Genomic DNA, 17,596 nt, shown 5'->3' on the forward strand with positions numbered 1-17,596 from the left:
CCCGGCCGTTGGATTGTTCCTATATTTGTTTTCGCAGATTGTTAAAACCTAAATTCCTTTGGCAAAAAGCATAAAAAAATACGTCGAAACCCCGCTGATGAAGCAATATTACAGCGTCAAGTCAAAACATCCCGACGCTGTATTGCTGTTTCGTGTGGGCGACTTTTACGAAACATTCGGTGAAGACGCCATTAAAGCGGCCGGAATTTTGGGTATTACTTTAACCCGTCGGGCTAATGGCTCAGCGAGTTATGTAGAACTGGCCGGATTTCCATATCACGCGCTGGATACATACTTGCCTAAGCTTGTCAGGGCCGGGCAACGGGTGGCCATTTGCGAGCAACTTGAAGACCCGAAAACCACGAAGAAAATTGTTAAGCGGGGAATTACCGAATTGGTAACACCTGGTGTTTCCATCAATGACAACATTCTGGAGCACCGCGAAAATAATTTTCTGGCCTCGCTGCACATCGACAAGCAGATGGCGGGCGTGGCGTTTCTCGATATTTCCACCGGTGAATTCATGACCGCTGAAGGGAATTTTGAATATATAGACAAGCTACTGAATAGTTTCCAACCTAAAGAGGTGTTATTCCAAAAGGGAAAGGAAAAGCTGTTCACGGAAGCGTTCGGACATAAATTCTATACCTACACGCTAGACGATTGGGTTTATACTGAAGATACAGCCTTTGACAGGCTGACGCGACATTTTGAAACCAAAACGCTGAAAGGGTTTGGTGTTCATGGCTTGCAACTGGGAATCATTGCCTCGGGCGCTATTTTGCAGTACCTCGACTTGACGCAACATAACCAGTTAAAGCACATCACCAGCTTATCGCGCATTGATGAGGACCGGTATGTTTGGCTCGACCGGTTTACCATTCGGAACCTGGAGCTTTTTTCGACCATTAACGAAGGTGCAAAAACGCTGGTACAAGTCATCGATCGGACGATTTCGCCGATGGGTGCCCGTTTACTAAAACGTTGGGTGGCGCTTCCGCTGAAAGAAATCAAACGCATTAATGAGCGGCTTGATGTAGTGGAGCATTTCGTTTCTCATCCGGGCTTGAAGGAGGAGCTGGAAGATTCGCTGCGGCAAATTGGTGATCTGGAACGGATCATTTCCAAAGTAGCCACCGGTCGAATCAATCCACGTGAGGTAGTTCAGTTGAAGAGTTCGCTGGCGGCAATTGAGCCCATCAGGAATGCCTGTAATCAATCCGGCAACGATAGTTTGCAAAGGTATGCCGAACAGTTGAACCCATGTACGTCAATTAAGGAACGCATTGACAAAGAACTGGTGCCGGAACCTCCTACGCAGATTGGGAAAGGGCGGGTACTTGCTGACGGTATTTCAGAAGAGCTGGATGAACTGAGAGGAATCGCTTTTTCGGGGAAAGATTACCTGAAGAAAATTGTAGATAGAGAAATTGCGCGTACAGGTATTACGTCGTTGAAGATTGGTTTCAATAACGTATTCGGCTATTACATCGAAGTTCGAAATACACATAAAGACAAGGTCCCGCCGGAGTGGATTCGCAAACAAACGCTGGTTAGTGCAGAGCGGTACATTACCGAGGAACTGAAAGAGTATGAAACAAAAATTATGGGAGCAGAAGAACGAATACTGGAACTGGAATCGAAACTTTTTTCCGATCTGGTCTTTTCCATTTCCGATTATATCCAAGCCATTCAGCTCGACGCAGTCATTCTGGCACGAATCGATTGTTTGCTCTCATTTGCCACCATTGCGGAAGGAAACAACTATAAACGGCCGGAAGTAAATGATTCGACCATCATCGATATCAAGGGCGGGCGTCATCCGGTGATTGAACAGCAACTTCCGGTAGGGGAGGCCTACATTACCAACGACGTTTATCTGGATAACGACGAACAGCAGATCATCATCATCACGGGGCCGAATATGGCCGGTAAGTCGGCTTTATTAAGGCAAACTGCATTGATTGTACTGATGTCCCAGATGGGAAGTTTTGTTCCGGCGGAAGCCGCCAAAATCGGGTTTGTGGACAAAATTTTTACACGAGTCGGAGCGTCGGACAATCTTTCGCTGGGCGAATCAACCTTCATGGTTGAAATGAATGAAGCGGCCAGTATCCTGAACAACCTTTCGGAGCGGAGCCTTATTCTGCTTGACGAGTTGGGACGGGGTACCAGTACTTACGATGGAATTTCCATAGCCTGGTCCATTGTGGAATATATTCATGAACATCCAAAGGCACGTGCCAAGACCCTGTTTGCTACGCATTACCATGAATTGAACGAAATGGAAAAATCGTTCAACCGGGTACGAAATTTTAACGTTACGGTGAAGGAAGTCGGGAATAAGGTTATCTTTCTGCGCAAGCTGATAAGGGGCGGGAGCAACCACAGTTTTGGTATTCATGTGGCCCGGATGGCTGGTATGCCGCCAAGTGTGGTGAAGCGTGCCGACGATATTCTGAAGCAGCTGGAGGAAAACAACCGGAAAGAGTATCCGGCCAAACCTGTTGGCGAAATCGCGGGGAACCGCGAAGGTTTACAGCTTAGTTTCTTCCAGTTAGATGATCCGGTGCTCAAACAGATTCGTGACGAAATTGCCAGTCTGGACATTAATAATCTGACGCCGATGGAGGCATTGAACAAGCTGAACGAGATCAAAAAAATTGCCGGACAATAACTTTCTGCAGAAAGGAACGCTGTTTAACGAAAAATCGGACATAAAATCAATTTGATTTTTCAGCGTAAGGAAAAATGTTTTTATATTTGCGTCCGCTATCGCAGGGTATAGGCGGAAGCAACATGCGGGAATAGCTCAGTTGGCAGAGCATAACCTTGCCAAGGTTAGGGTCGCGAGTTCGAGTCTCGTTTCCCGCTCAGCTTTGCAAAAATGTTCATTTCATATTGAACGACAGAAATATTGAACGACTGGTTCTTTTGGTATTTTTTGTCAAAACATCCTGAAAATGCGGGAATAGCTCAGTTGGTAGAGCATAACCTTGCCAAGGTTAGGGTCGCGAGTTCGAGTCTCGTTTCCCGCTCGAAAGGATGCCCAGGTGGTGGAATGGTAGACACGTTGGACTTAAAATCCAATGGCCATTACGGCCGTGCGGGTTCAAGTCCCGCTCTGGGTACATTAGGTAACGGAGCAATTATTTTTTGATTGCCCCGTTTTTTGCGGGAATAGCTCAGTTGGTAGAGCATAACCTTGCCAAGGTTAGGGTCGCGAGTTCGAGTCTCGTTTCCCGCTCAAAGCCTCCGATTTTCGGGGGCTTTTTTTCTTCAATCTTATCGGTCCCGGGTTAGCTCTTTTTTTCGAATAGATAAAGCTAACAGTGTTATTATTATGATTGCTGTTTTTCACCTCTTTATAGGTGTTTGAGAATATGTTAAAGTTGATTTTAATTTATTAATAGATTGTAGTATAAGTGTTTAGTATTTTGTCTCTTTTTTTTAAACCAATGTCTTGTGTTTACTTTCTGAATGCCGTAAATTTATCTTTACTATTGAAAACTAAGTGACCTGTTCTTGCCAGGGATTTTTATTATCCTTGAATGAAAAACTCCTTCGCCGTCATTCACTGAAAGATTGATGGTGCGAAACTCAGAGGTGTAGTCTGCAACTTGTTTAAGTAAAGGCAGTTCGACTGCCTTTGGCTGCACCTTTAAAAGTAGAATTATTGAAAGTGCATCAATTTCAGTCAAACCGGGGATGTAGGGTTCTTCCGGTTTTCTGGCCTAACCACGGTAAGTTGATAACAATTGCACCTATGTAGAACAATAACTAAAACCTATTATGTTAATGCTGAAACCAGTCCAACCATGTAACTAAAGGGTCGTATAACAGCGGTATTAATGCTGTTGTAGATTGATTAACAATCTCCCCATTTCACTTCCAGACTGAACTCTTCAGTGTTTATTTCTTCTGTTGGATTAAAAGGATAATTTCCTGAGAAGGATAGTTATGCGATACCTATAAATAGTAGCTCTTGTCGGGAAGGTATTTTACGCTCTGATAATTAGGCAGTACATCTGTAATTTTAATATTATGAAAAATAAGCTAACTGGCCTCATTATAGTTCTGGTACTTGTTTTAGCTGGGATTTCCTGTAATAACCAGGAAGAAGGCCTCCTGAAGCTGGAGAACGGACTATATATTCAGGTGTTCCTAAAAGATGCGTTCAATAGTCTTGAGGTTTATCCTCCCAAAGCTGATTTTGATGCCGAGATTACGCTGGTGCGTTCCGACGGAGCCGTCACTGCTCTGAACTATCCTATTTTCATGACTTTTCAGGATGGACGCTACATTTCCCGGTTGATCCCCATTCCTCCGGCAGATTACCGGTTGACCAAGTTTACTGTTCGCCGGATGGGAAAAGTGCGATTGATTCCCGCGCCCCACTTTGCGGTCACCTACCCGATTAATAGCACGAAGAACTGCACTTTCCATACGTCTGCAGTAGGGCGTACACTTTTAAGTGTGAGTTGTCTGAGTCTTTCATACTTGGGAACGCACGCTGAAAGCGGCTCCGGGGAGGTTGCTCAAGCTGCGGAGGTTTCCGGATTCTACCTTTTTATTAACCGTTGTAATGACGGGAATCGGGAAAACTTTCATGAAGTCCTTTCCTATAATTTTACGGCTTACACGTCTGATGGAGAACAAAATCCGGTAACGGAGATATCCAGCGGGAATAACCTGAATTCACAGGGACACCCTGAACCCGTGTACATTTCCTTACCCGCTGACTACACCAATGGAATTGTTCTTCAGGTACAGCCCATTGGTGAAGAGAATTCAGTTTTGATTATTCCGATAACAAAAGTAGAAATAGAAAAGTATGTAAATGGCGAAATTGACTTTGTCCATCTCGAAATTGGATGCGACTAGTGATATATTAATGTTTAACTTAAATTCTATCGAAATGAGAAAAAATCTACTTTTTCGAATGCTGCTTATGGCAGTGCCTTTTTTGATGCTTTTTTCCTCTTGCAGCAAGAAGGATGATTTGGGAGGTGACACCCAAAAGAAAGTCGATTTGGTTTTTCAAGCCAACTTGACAAAGCCCATGCTCAAATCGGGCAATCTTGATTACGATGCATTGTTGGCAGACCTCGATTGCAAATGGGCCGATTACTGAACGGTACACGTACGGATTACAGGTAGTCAATTGTCTGGAGGTGGCAACGACTATTACTTGAACTATACGGCGTTAGGCACAAATATTGAAGACGGTATTGCAACAGATTTGGTGCAATTGACCCCCGGGGACTATGAAGTCACCCGCTTTGAAATTGTTGAGAAAATAAATTCAGAACAACCGTGGTCGGAAGCCAATAGTAAAATATTGTTGGCCACACCAATGGATGGTTCCGCATTTCAGGAATATGTTTCAGAAACACTGCCGGCACAGATTAATATCCAGGAGTATGAAAAGAACCGGAAAGTGTTTGATGTACTTTGTTTTAATCAACAGGCGGCTCCGGCATTTGGTTTCGAATGGTTTGATTACAACATTGTGGAAGGCGATGAAATCTGTGTGTTTGTTAACTGTATCAACGAAAATGATCGCGATTACTACCACCAGGTATTTGCCGCCGACATGTATGCATGGAAGACAACACTTGATGGTGAAACTGTTGTGCGGGCAGGCGAAGCGCCCTATTGGGAGATTGGCTCCAATTACACGCTTGTTCCAGATGCTGAAAATGTTGACCAGGTTGTCGGTTCAGTGGATCCCATGTGTTTCCCGCTGTATGCGTTATTGGATGATATGGAGAATGGTGTGATTCTTCAGTTGAAGCCGGTATTTGGCAGAACGTCGGATGGTGATTTTATTTATGGAGATGATGTGTGGGTTCACATATCCCGCGATATCATTTTGGATTATTTAATGCCCATCGAAGACTACCAGGGACTGGAAGAAACCGATCCTGCAACTGGTATCACGGTTAAAGTTGAGAAAGTGGAAGGATCCGGGGCCGAGAACCCAAGGTATATTCACATCACACTACCGGATTGCAATAAACCAGCCTACTTCGAGTCGCATAATGACGATAATGGTAACTCAGCCATTTATACGTTGTTATTCAACGGGAATGACATTACCATGACAAAGATACTCGATAATGCCAACGATACTGAAATTGGAAGAGATCCCCATATTGCTGTTGCTCCGAACCGTCGCCAGTTGTATGTCGTGAACTCGGATGTAAGTGCGATGGTCCTGGTATACGATCTCTATACCATGAGTTTTCAAACGTATACAGCATCAAACGCTCCTGCCAAGATTACCCAGTTGGTGTATATGGGTGATAAACTGCTGGCAGCCGATATGGATAACGATCAATTATTGTTCTATCAATTAGATACGGACGGCATGGTTTATACGGACTACGAAACGGTTCCCTTATCCGGAGATGATTTCGATTTTTCCGGTGGGGACCTGATTGCCACAACCGACGGCAACTTGCTAAGCTTTAACAAATCGAACGGTGGCGGTATCGTCTATCAAATCGATTTGACGAGTAAAACAGTAACCCAAATGGCATCATCAACTTCCGATCTGGCAGGTGTATTTGGAGCTATGGTGTATGAGAATGGCAACATCATTACCGGTCAGCTAGGAGTCGGATTGAAAGAGTGGGATACCAGTTTGTCAATGCTGGGAACTTTTACCCCGGTGGGTGGCTTTACTTATGTTTATGGCGATTTGGCTTCGCCATTCGTTTTAGATTTACCTAACAACTGATAATTTTTAGAGAGCCGGGGGATCGTATCATGTTTTTTACATGGTATGGTTTTCCGGCTGATTGAAATTGCCTGCTTTCGAACAGGCATCAGGTTCAAAGGGAATAAGTTCCCCGTTATCCGGGGAAATCAAAATCGATGAACGAAATGTGTCTGTACGTGAGGGAATGAAGCGGTAATGGGACAGAGACGTGGGACCCTGCCGATTATTCAGTCACTTTATATACGATGACAGACGCGGACACCTTTGGTGAGGTTTATGTCTCATCTGGCAGTTCAAGCGAAGGATGGATCTGTTTCCCGTTATGGAGCGGTGCGACAACTTATGGAGTCGGGGTTCATATTATTTATGATGAAGGCTTGGAGAAGGATTTTATTATTACGGACGCAGAAGTGAAGCAAATCCTGGAGGAACTGCAAAACGATGCGGTCAATACGGGCGAAGGCTATTACCTGGATGAGATTCCCTGTCCGGTATCATAAGAAACCCAATAAAAATGGAATAAATTATGAAAAATAAATGGATAGCAGCTGTTGCGGGAGTGATTATGCTTCTGGCTTTGGTGTGGAGTTGTTCCCGGAATGATGACGGGATCAGTAATCAACAAAAGGCAGACGTTAGCTTCTTTGCAGAAAAGTCGAAAACGGTACTCAAGAGCGCAAATAGTGATTTTGATGTAATTTTGGCTGGTTTGGATTGCGGTGACGTACCGGATTTTGTCGCGAATGGCGATTACCGGTTAATGGTACGTTTAACTGGGCCAAATGCTTTTGACAAGACTTATTTTTTGACATTTAGTGCTGTAGGAGAGGGAGTCGCTTCTGAACTGATTCAGCTGAATGCGGATGCCACATACTCAATTGTACGTTTTGCTTTGGTGGAAAAAGACGATCACAACGGCGATTGGACGGCTGACAATGTCAAAATCCTGATGGGCACCCCTGAGAACGATTCTGCTTTTATGGATTATGTTAGCCAACCGTTGCCATTGGAATTTTCGGTCGGCCAATATGAGAAGAACCGTATTGTGCTGGAGCTACTCTGTTTTAATCAGCAGGTTGCGCCTGCATTTGGTTTTGGATGGTTCGATTACAACATTGTGGAGGGAGATGAAGTATGTGTGTTCATAAACTGTATCGATGAAAATGATCCGGAATATTACCACCAGGTATATCCGTCTTATCTGAAGGCCTGGATGCCCACAGAGGTGGATGGAGGAACAGCTTATTGGGACATCGGCCCGAACTATACGGTCGAAAATAACTCGATTAAGGGAGTTTTCCCTGTTTGTTTCCCATTGTATGCTCCTGCGCTCGAAATGACCGATGGTCTTACATTGGAGATTCGTCCTGCTTTCGGAAAGTTGGAGGATGGCCAGGTTATTTATTCGGACGTTTTTACCGTAACCATTCCTCAAGCCATCATTCTTGAATATCTTGGCTTGACATCGTATGTAGGTGATCCCATATTAATTGATGAAGCCCGGGGAATTACAGTCAAAGTCGATGAGGCGAATGATCCCGATCCCAATGTGACAAATCAGCGATTTATTCATCTGGAATATTTGAATTGCCTGGAAGATCCGAATGATCCGGGAGATAATTGCGAAACTGCTTTTGCCTATTATAATGATACCTACAGTACTTGTTTTTCCAAATTTGGATACTTGGGTATCCCATCAAATCGATGGGGTTGGACCAACGGACCATTATCGGCTGATGGTACTTACACCTTCGATTTGTATGCCGGGGCGGCTCAGTGTGATCTTTCAAAAGGAACCAACGTGGGGACTGTAACCGTCAATTATTATGGGAGCACAGCTACGGTGACCTACCAACTTGACGATGGCTATCAACTCGCTGAAGCGCATTTGTGGGTTGCTGAAGGAGAGGCCGGAGCTGATCCCGATCCGCAAATCCCATATTATTATAAGAATAATAATGGTGAATTGGTGTATACCGTTGCGCCCGGAGAGTACGAATTTGTTGCTGAAGGCTTAACAGGAAGTACATGGACCGAAACGAAAACTGGATTAAATGGCGGAACAATATGGGTGGTTGCTCATGCCACAGTTTGTGGGATTGAATAATTATTAGGGTTGAAAACTATAGAAAAAGGTACCGGATTTAATGTTTCCCGGTGCCTTTTTTGCGTAATATGGTCAGGCCGTCCCTTACGGGAAAGAGGTAGGTTTCCACCCGCGAATCGTTTTTTACCAGATCGTTGAATTGCAGAATCCCGTTTGTTTGTTCGTCTGTCATTTCTTCGTTGAGCACTTTTTCGTCCCAAAGCGTATTGTCGGCGATTAGGATGCCGCCTTCCCGCAACAGCGGGATGATTATTTTATAATATTCAGGGTAAGAACGTTTGTCTGCATCCATAAAAATCAGATCGAACTGTTCTTCGAATGTGGGCAGAATTGTCAACGCATCACCAATATGCTGCACAATCCGTTCCCGCATTCCGGCCAGTTTGAAATAATGAGCAGCAAAATCTTCTAGCTCATCATTGATCTCGATGGTGTGTAAAACACCGTCAGCCTGCAATCCTTTGGCCAAACAGAGTGCCGAATATCCCGTGAAAGTTCCCAGTTCCAGGATTCGCCTTGGTTGGACCAGTTTACTTAACAGCGTTAATATGGAGCCTTGCAAATGGCCGGAGCACATACGGGCATAAAGCTGTTTGGCATGGGTATCGCGGTTTAGCTGAGCCAAAACCGGGCTTTCTTCTTCAATGTGTTCCAGAATGTAATTTTCGAGATCGATTGAAAGATGCATAACTGGCTATTTAAAAATGAGCGCCGAAAGTTTTTCCTTGTCGAGAACCTCATTGGCAATTGCCATTAACTCGCTGGCGGTGACCTTTTCGATTTTGGCATTAACTTTTTCAAGACTGTCAACGCGGTTATATAGCAGAAAGCTTTTTCCCAGGGTCAACATCAGGTCTTCACGATTTTCCTGAGCCATGGCCAACTGACCGACCAATTGCTTTTTCGCTTTGATCAATTGCAAACTTCCCATTTCCTGGGATTGCAGTTTTTTGATTTCCCGGTAAACGAGCGTAATGGCCCGGTCGAGATTTTCCTTGTCGGTACCGAAGTAAATATTGAGGATGCCGGTATCGGTGTAAGCGGTATAACTCGACTCGACATTGTATGCCATGCCATTTCGTTCGCGAAGCGAAAGGTTGAGACGCGAGTTCATTGATTGACCGCCCAAAATGTTATTCAGTAAAATCATGGCTACGCGTTGTGGATGCTTGCTGTCATAAGCTTCGTTTCCGACAATGCAATGCGCCTGAAATGTGTCCTTGTGTATTAGTCGCGTTTCCGGTTTGTATCCGATGAATTTCGTCCGATTATGTTTTCTTGGATTTTCCGGGACATGGGAGAAATGCCGCTCCACCAGTTTCTGAAGCTTCTTCGGAGTCGTTTTCCCAACCGAACAAATCACCATTTCGTCGGTATTGTAATTCTCCCGGATGAACCGTTTCACATCGTTCCGGTTAAAGCGCTTAATGTTTTCGGGCGTTCCCAGAATATTTCTCCCAATGGGGTGGCCATCATATACCAGATCTTCAAATTCATCGAAAATCAGTTCCGAAGGGCTGTCGTTATACGAGTTGATCTCCTCGATGATGACCTCTTTCTCTTTTTTTAACTCCTTTTCGGGAAAGGTGCTGTCAATGAGAATGTCGCTAAACAGCTCAATGGTCCGGTTGTAATATTCATTCAGGAACGAAGCATACAACGCGGTTTCTTCCTTTGTGGTGTAGGCATTTAGCTCGCCGCCCACATCTTCCAGGCGACTAAGTATATGATAAGCTTTCCGTTTGCGGGTCCCTTTAAAAATGGTGTGCTCAATAAAATGGGCCATTCCCTGCTCTTCCGGTTTTTCGTCCCGTGACCCGGTATTAAAAATTACGCCGCAATGGGCTACCGGCGAATCGACATACTGATGAATCAGCCGGATACCGTTGGGCAATGTATATGTGAAGTAGTTCATATTCTCTCTTAATCAGGATGCAAAAGTATGGAAAATAATTATTTGTACCGTTTTATCCTGAAATAGTTCATCGCGCTATTCAGCTATTTTCCGCGAATCAAATAACAGATTGCGCTTTTATTCGTTTTTATTGAGAAATTGTTAATCATTTTCCCGGCAGATTATGTATGGTATAAAAAACTTGCTTCGGCTCATCTTGCTCATTTTTATACTTTTATTGTTGAATGATCTTGTCTCAGCACAGCATGTTGAAACATTCAGAGGAGTGGTACTCGACCATCAAACCAAAGCCCCGTTGCCCGGAGCCACTGTTACTATCCGGGGAACAAGCCGCTTTTATACGACTTCGTCCGATTTTAACGGGTGGTTCGAAATTGAAAATGTACCGATCGGACTTCACGATATCGTGGTTGAGTTAAAGGATTACAAAAATCTGCTGCTCCGGAACGTGGAAGTGGTTACCGGAAAAGAAGCATTTCGGTTGATTGAACTGGATCAAAAGATAAGGGATAACAAGAAGGACATCGATATCCGGCCATATAAACCCGGAATTGCCAGGAATGCAACGACGACGGTCAGTGCCTTTTCGTTTAACCGGGAAAATGTTCAGGTTTCGGATAATGTAAAGGAAGGCCCGGCTCAAATGGCTGCTGAACTTCCCGCTTTCAGGCAAATAATGGATGGGAGGAACGACCTGAGTGTCCGGGGAAATTCGCCAACAGGCCTGGTTTGGCAAATCGATGATATTCCGGTTGTGGCACCTAATTTCAGTCACGAAATTGGGCTGCCGGGAGGAACTTACCCTTTGCTTCCCAATGCCGTGATGGGAAAATCGGAAGTCGATTATGGCCCTTATCCCGCCGGACCCGTCGATGCTTTGGCGGGTAAGTTCAAACTCCGGTTCCGCAACGGAAACCGGGTCGATCGTCGGTATTCCCTGGAAATGGGCTCATTTGGAGCGGCGATATCAGCAGAAGGGCCTATTGGGCGCAAGCCTTCATCTTCCTATCTGGTTTACTACCGCAATTCCCTTCCATCGGTGTTGGATGGAAGCGGAGTTGAAGCTGTGCCGGGAATTTTTCCCGACAGGCAACAGGCAGCGGTCAATGTAAATGTCCCAACCCGTTTTGCCGGAACCTTTTCCATATTCGTTACAGGTGGGAAGAACAAGGTGGAGATGCTTCAGGGGATCAGCGCTCATCCCGAAAACTTTTATGTTTACGGAAGCTTGCCGAATACCGACAATTACCTGGACGAGACGCTTTATACGGGTGGATTTTCCCACAAAATTTATTTGAAACGGGGAATCAGTTCCATCAAAACAATAGTTGGAATTTCGGGGTATGAGCAAACTTCCCGGATGGAAAAGTACCGTAGCGCCACGATTCGTCTAATTGACGCCGGGAGTGATAACAAAGAGCAGGAACTGTTCTTATCATCCCGCTTTCAGCATAAACCATCGGCTTCCAATTACATTGTTGCCGGAGTTTCAGCACGTATCCGCCAGGTGAATTTTTCCGACAGTACCCTCACGGGAAATGTCACGCAGGTCTATCCGAAAACCTATTATATGCTGCTCGATGCAAATGGAAAAGGGTTAGTGCAGGTTCAGGCAGATGCCGGCTGGCAGCACAAATTCGGTAACACGACAGCGGTTTATGTGGGAGTGAATGCTAACTATTTTACGTTTAATCAGGTGGCGTCTGTTGAACCGCGGCTAAGCATAAAACATGCGTATAACGATAATACTTTTGTTTCCATCGGTTACGGCCTTCAAAGTCAGTTTCAACCCATGTTTCTCTATTTCATGAAAACCAAAGCCAACAATACCGGTACGGTCATAACAGAAGGCAACCGGAATCTTGGTCCAACCCGGATGCACCAGTTGGTGGGAGCTGTTGATAAGAATTTTCGTGGCGGCCTGCGGCTTCATGCCGAAGTTTATTTTCAGCAATTGATGAAGGTGCCGGTAGAACAACATGTGAGCAGTTATTCAATGGTAAATTATGGGGCTGGTTTCAGGGATTATTCTATCTATCCGCTGGTAAATCGGGGAACGGGGCAAAATAAAGGTTTGGAGTTGCAGCTTCATAAATATTTGTCGCATGGTTACTATTTCCGTCTGTCCGGTTCGCTGTACGACTCAAAATATAAGGCAAGTGACGGCGCCACGAGGAATACCGCTTTTAATGGCAACTATAAATCTGATTTGGTACTGGGGACCAAGTTTCCTTTTTCCAAAAACGGGCTCTTAGATATTGGTTTGCATGCCATTTACTCGGGAGGCCCGCCCATGCCGGGAATTGATTACAGTACCTCTGTTTTGGCAGGTTATACCGTGTATGACGAGTTGTCACAGTACGTTAATCGGGAACCTGATTGGTTTAGGGTCGATGCTCATGTTAGCCTGAAATGGTCAATGCGTTGGATGAGTCATGATTTGTTTTTAAGTCTTCGTAACCTTACGGGGGAAAAGATTTTGCTGAGAAAATATTTCAACCCGGAATCGGGGGCTATTGAGCAGCAGTATCAATTGGGATTTGTGCCAACTATCTTGTATCGGGTTTATTTCTGATCATTAGCTGAAAGTGGCGGTCACAGCGGGGTTAAAAATTTTTAAGCTGAAATTTGGCACATAGAAATTAATCGTTACTTTTGCTCCGCGCTTAACAAAATTAAGGTGCCATAGCTCAGTTGGTAGAGCAACGGACTGAAAATCCGTGTGTCCCTGGTTCAATTCCAGGTGGCACCACAAAGAGGGGAAGATGAAGATCTTTCCCTCTTTTTGAATAGTGTGTCCCCGGTTCCTCCGATGCTTCGGGGCCAGGTGGCACCACCAGATGAAATACTGAAGCATAAATGCTCCGGTATTTTTCTGAAAATGTCATTTTTATTAGGGTTGGATAGTTATTTAGAAAGGTTTTATTTTAACGGGTTTATTGAAGAAATCGGTTGAGGCAAAAGTTTGGGATTTCTAAAAAATCGTTATTTTTGCTCCGCACTTAACAAAATTAAGGTGCCATAGCTCAGTTGGTAGAGCAACGGACTGAAAATCCGTGTGTCCCTGGTTCAATTCCAGGTGGCACCACAAAGAGGGGAAGATGAAGATCTTTCCCTCTTTTGTTTTTTTACCCATGTTGATGGGATGAGTTCTCATTAACAGGCAACAGTTTTCTCAAAATCACGCCTGCTTTTGCTGTTTATGGTCTAGGCTCGGCATGTGACCGAAGACTTTCGGCAGGAAGCAATTTTTGCCCCAACCAGGCTTGGCCCTACTCCATAAAAAAATCTTTAATTTGCTCAAAACCGTTTCTTCCAGGTTTTATTCTTCGCTTGAAAATCATACTTTTACGACGGTTAAAGTCGTTAATTAAACAAGTAGAATTTAAGATGGCAAATGTTAAAAAGACTATGCTCATGATCCTCGACGGATGGGGGATTGGTGACAAATCGAAAAGCGATGTAATTTATAGTACACCCACACCATTTATCGATGAGCTTTGGAATAATTATCCTCACAGCGAATTATTAACCTCTGGCGAAAATGTTGGTTTACCCGATGGTCAAATGGGAAACTCGGAGGTCGGGCACCTCAATATTGGCGCCGGCCGTGTTGTTTATCAGGATTTGGTGAAAATCAACAAAGCAGTTAAGAACAAATCCTTATGGAGCAATCCTGAATTGCTTAAAGCTTATGACTATGCAAAAGCTAACAACAAGAAGGTACACTTGATTGGTTTGATTGGCGCCGGTGGAGTGCATGCCTTGAGTGACCACATGATTGCCCTGGCAGAGATAGCTACTGAGAAGGGACTGGAAAAGGTGTTTGTTCACGGGTTGACCGATGGCCGTGATACCGATCCGCGTTCTGGTTACGGATTTGTGGAACGCGACCTGAAGCGATTGGAAAAAACCAATGCCAGGTTTGCATCCCTGGTTGGTCGTTACTACGGTATGGACCGTGATAAAAACTGGGATCGCATCAAGTTGGCTTACGATCTGTTGGTGAAAGGCGAAGGCAAAAAAAGCAACAATATTCTCAAATCCATTCAGGAATCTTATGACGAAGGGGTAACCGATGAGTTTATCAAGCCGGTAGTGATGGTAGACGGGAATGGCGCTCCGTTGGCTACGGTCCAGGAAGGCGATGTAGCGATTTGTTTCAACTACCGTACCGATCGCCTGCGTCAACTCACCATGGCATTTACCCAGGAAGAACATCCGGAAGCGGGCTTGCACACCATGCCAGTCGAATGGTATACCATGACCAATTACAACGCCAGCTTCAAAGGTGTGAACGTATTGTTCGACAAAGACAATGTGGCCAATACCATGGGAGAGGTGGTTGCGAATGCGGGATTAAAGCAAATCAGGATTGCCGAAACCGAAAAATATGCACACGTAACTTTCTTCTTTTCCGGCGGACGCGAACAGGAGTTCGACGGAGAGAAGCGTATCCTGATTCCGTCGCCTAAAGTTCCTACGTATGATATGCAACCCGAAATGTCGGCTCCGAAAGTGAAAGACGCTATTGTGAAGGAATTGAATGACAAGTCGGCCGACTTTGTTTGCCTCAATTTTGCCAATGGCGACATGGTGGGGCACACCGGTGTTTATTCAGCCATTCAGGCTGCGGTGAAAGCGGTCGATTCCTGTGTGAAGGAAGTGGTTGAAGCAGCCCGTGCTAACGATTATGACGTCGTTATCATTGCCGATCACGGTAACGCAGATAATGCGCTGAATGAAGATGGTAGTGAAAACACAGCTCACTCCCTCAATCCGGTTCCCTGCATCTGGGTAACCGAAAACAAGGACAAGAAGTTGACAAATGGTATTCTTGCCGATGTTGCTCCCACACTGTTAACCATTATGGGGGTTGAGGTTCCGAAGGATATGACGGGAAAAGTTCTGATTGAGAATGCATAAATTATTCTTATCCCAATAAATTATCGAACCGGGAGATTGATTCTTTCCCGGTTCTTTTTTTATTTTTGCCGACATTCACCTTCGGGACAAATTGGGGCCTGTTGGTGATTAACAACTAAATAGTAAACAAGTGATTGAGATAGGGAAAGCATTGGTCAGTTTTGACATTTTGGATCAACAGTTTCTTTGCGACTTGTCGAAATGCAAGGGAGCCTGTTGCGTGGAGGGAGACAGCGGTGCACCATTAACCGTTGAAGAGGCGAAGATTATTGAAGCGGTTTACCCTGAAGTTGAACCCTACCTGTCAGCGCGGAACCGGGCCGAAGTAAAAAGACAAGGCTTTTCCATGATTGATTCCGATGGCGATTTGGTGACGCCCATTATCGGCAACAAGGAGTGTGTTTATACGTACCGGGATGACGCCGGGACCGTCAAGTGCGGTATCGAACGGGCTTATCTCAATGGGAAAACCGATTTCCGGAAACCGGTGTCTTGTCATCTTTTCCCTATTCGGATAACCGAATACAAGCGGTTTGATGCCGTGAATTACCAGGAACTGGATATCTGTAAACCCGGAAAGGCCTGTGGCAAAAAAGAGCAGTTACCTTTGTGGAAGTTTTTGAAAGAGCCCTTAATCAGGAAATACGGTAAAGAGTGGTACGAAGAGTTGCAATATGCAGCTGAAAATATTCCACGTGATTAATTTATCAACAGGTAAATAGATAAAAAGAGGCAACTCCCGTCAATAACAAATCACTGGGAATTGCCTCTTTTCTTGACAGGGTTTTATTGGTAAATTTCCTTTTCCGTAAGGTAGCCTTCAGCAATAACAGTTTGTCTAATATTGTCTTTGTAAACTGGCAGAGCATCAAGCAACACTGATGGGACCAGCCAGGAACCATTGCTCACACGACTGTTGCAGTCTTCGATTTTTTCTCCCCGGATTAACTTAACCGAAATTTGGGCAGCTGTGGAAGCCATGGTTTTAATTGGTTTGTAAACGGTCATGGACTGATTGCCTTTTACGATTTCGCGGACATTTCGCAGGTCAGCATCCATTCCGGCGACTGCTATTTTTTTCTCAAGGCCTCGTTCTTTCAGCACACGTAAGACCCCGTATGCAATAGCGTCGTTCCCTGCAATTATAGCATCCACCTGGTTATTGTTCTGATCCAGACATTCCGTAGCCATTTGGTAACCTTCATCCTCCGACCAGAACTTGGAGAACTTTCGGTAGACCAGAAAAATATCACCCCGCTCAATATAAGGCTGCAGAATATTTATCTGACCGAGATAAAGCATTCGGCTATTATTGTCATATTCTGAGCCTCCAATTAGAGCATAATTGCCCTCGGGTACCCGGTTCATCATATACCGGGCTTGCATTTCGCCAATTTTAATGTTGTCAGTTGATACATAATAGTCAACCCGGCTATTGTTGATGAGACGGTCATACGAAATAACCGGGACTGATCGGTTATGGGCCAAATCGACAATGCTGGCAGCACTATACTGGTTAACAGGAATAACAACAAGGGCTTGAATCTTTCTTTTCAACAGGTCCTGGGCCTGTTGAATTTGTTTTTGCTCATCGTTATCGGCAACGGCAACCAATACTTTCCCTCCCAGCTCGTTTACGGATTCAATAAAATATTTTTGGTCATTCTCCCAACGTTCTTTGTCCAGACTGTGTATCAGCAAACCAACCTTTACTTTATCGCTCGAGCAACCAGCCAATATCAATCCGATGAAAAGAATGAAATAACGCAATGTACTTTTCATGACACGGATATTTAAAAGATTTTCAAACTAGAATCAGGTACAGAACGAAAAATGTTCTTCAGAAGTAAGCGGAGGACCGGTTAGTCCTTAGGTAGTTTTGGTTTTCTATTAATATAAATTTACGGATTAGGAAATAAAA

At 44.6% G+C, this 17,596-nt stretch carries 12 protein-coding genes and 6 tRNA genes; 15 read left to right on the plus strand and 3 right to left on the minus strand.

Annotated elements, in window-relative coordinates; translation table 11 throughout:
- The first annotated feature begins 58 nt into the window (after nt 1-58).
- From mutS to GJU82_RS15550, 10 genes are all read left to right on the plus strand, one after another.
- Nucleotides 59-2,677: a DNA mismatch repair protein MutS gene (gene mutS / locus GJU82_RS15505; protein WP_228488727.1), complete on the plus strand. Its 2,619-nt coding sequence runs from the start codon at nt 59-61 to the stop codon at nt 2,675-2,677.
- 124 nt (nt 2,678-2,801) lie between these two features.
- A tRNA-Gly gene (locus tag GJU82_RS15510) sits at nt 2,802-2,874 on the plus strand.
- Between the two features lie 91 nt (nt 2,875-2,965).
- Nucleotides 2,966-3,038: transfer RNA gene (locus GJU82_RS15515), tRNA-Gly, on the plus strand.
- A gap of 9 nt (nt 3,039-3,047) precedes the next feature.
- Nucleotides 3,048-3,131: transfer RNA gene (locus GJU82_RS15520), tRNA-Leu, on the plus strand.
- A 43-nt stretch (nt 3,132-3,174) separates the two neighbouring features.
- Nucleotides 3,175-3,247, plus strand: a tRNA-Gly gene (locus GJU82_RS15525).
- A 797-nt stretch (nt 3,248-4,044) separates the two neighbouring features.
- Complete coding sequence (locus tag GJU82_RS15530) at nt 4,045-4,884, plus strand: hypothetical protein (RefSeq protein WP_153632989.1); 840 nt, start codon at nt 4,045-4,047, stop codon at nt 4,882-4,884.
- A 34-nt stretch (nt 4,885-4,918) separates the two neighbouring features.
- Nucleotides 4,919-5,134: a hypothetical protein gene (locus GJU82_RS15535; RefSeq protein WP_153632990.1), complete on the plus strand. Its 216-nt coding sequence runs from the start codon at nt 4,919-4,921 to the stop codon at nt 5,132-5,134.
- A 57-nt stretch (nt 5,135-5,191) separates the two neighbouring features.
- On the plus strand, nt 5,192-6,745 hold the full coding sequence (locus GJU82_RS15540) for a hypothetical protein (RefSeq protein ID WP_153632991.1): 1,554 nt from the start codon (nt 5,192-5,194) through the stop codon (nt 6,743-6,745).
- Between the two features lie 227 nt (nt 6,746-6,972).
- On the plus strand, nt 6,973-7,227 hold the full coding sequence (locus GJU82_RS15545; protein WP_153632992.1) for a hypothetical protein: 255 nt from the start codon (nt 6,973-6,975) through the stop codon (nt 7,225-7,227).
- Nucleotides 7,228-7,253: 26 nt separating this feature from the next.
- Complete coding sequence (locus GJU82_RS15550) at nt 7,254-8,834, plus strand: hypothetical protein (protein ID WP_153632993.1); 1,581 nt, start codon at nt 7,254-7,256, stop codon at nt 8,832-8,834.
- A 37-nt stretch (nt 8,835-8,871) separates the two neighbouring features.
- Here GJU82_RS15550 and GJU82_RS15555 read toward each other — a convergent pair whose 3' ends face one another.
- Nucleotides 8,872-9,522 (minus strand): O-methyltransferase, encoded by a 651-nt coding sequence (locus tag GJU82_RS15555; RefSeq protein WP_228488728.1) that lies wholly within the window; start codon nt 9,520-9,522, stop codon nt 8,872-8,874.
- Between the two features lie 6 nt (nt 9,523-9,528).
- The gene (locus GJU82_RS15560; protein ID WP_153632994.1) at nt 9,529-10,749 is read right to left on the minus strand and encodes a pitrilysin family protein; all 1,221 of its coding nucleotides are present in this window, start codon (nt 10,747-10,749) and stop codon (nt 9,529-9,531) included.
- A gap of 220 nt (nt 10,750-10,969) precedes the next feature.
- On the opposite strand from GJU82_RS15560, the gene GJU82_RS15565 reads away from it, so the two are divergent.
- The 5 genes from GJU82_RS15565 (at nt 10,970) to GJU82_RS15585 (ending at nt 16,378) form a co-directional block, all read left to right on the plus strand.
- Nucleotides 10,970-13,324: a TonB-dependent receptor gene (locus GJU82_RS15565; RefSeq protein ID WP_194831078.1), complete on the plus strand. Its 2,355-nt coding sequence runs from the start codon at nt 10,970-10,972 to the stop codon at nt 13,322-13,324.
- 104 nt (nt 13,325-13,428) lie between these two features.
- Nucleotides 13,429-13,501 (plus strand) — tRNA-Phe (locus GJU82_RS15570).
- Between the two features lie 263 nt (nt 13,502-13,764).
- Nucleotides 13,765-13,837: transfer RNA gene (locus GJU82_RS15575), tRNA-Phe, on the plus strand.
- A gap of 302 nt (nt 13,838-14,139) precedes the next feature.
- A complete protein-coding gene (gpmI, locus tag GJU82_RS15580) occupies nt 14,140-15,675 on the plus strand; it encodes a 2,3-bisphosphoglycerate-independent phosphoglycerate mutase (protein WP_153632996.1) in 1,536 nt (511 codons plus the stop codon).
- A 130-nt stretch (nt 15,676-15,805) separates the two neighbouring features.
- Complete coding sequence (locus GJU82_RS15585; protein ID WP_153632997.1) at nt 15,806-16,378, plus strand: DUF3109 family protein; 573 nt, start codon at nt 15,806-15,808, stop codon at nt 16,376-16,378.
- An 83-nt stretch (nt 16,379-16,461) separates the two neighbouring features.
- Here GJU82_RS15585 and GJU82_RS15590 read toward each other — a convergent pair whose 3' ends face one another.
- Nucleotides 16,462-17,457 (minus strand): substrate-binding domain-containing protein, encoded by a 996-nt coding sequence (locus GJU82_RS15590; protein ID WP_153632998.1) that lies wholly within the window; start codon nt 17,455-17,457, stop codon nt 16,462-16,464.
- Nucleotides 17,458-17,596: the final 139 nt, after the last annotated feature.

This window comes from Prolixibacter sp. SD074 (assembly GCF_009617895.1).
Taxonomy (GTDB): Bacteria; Bacteroidota; Bacteroidia; order Bacteroidales; family Prolixibacteraceae; genus Prolixibacter.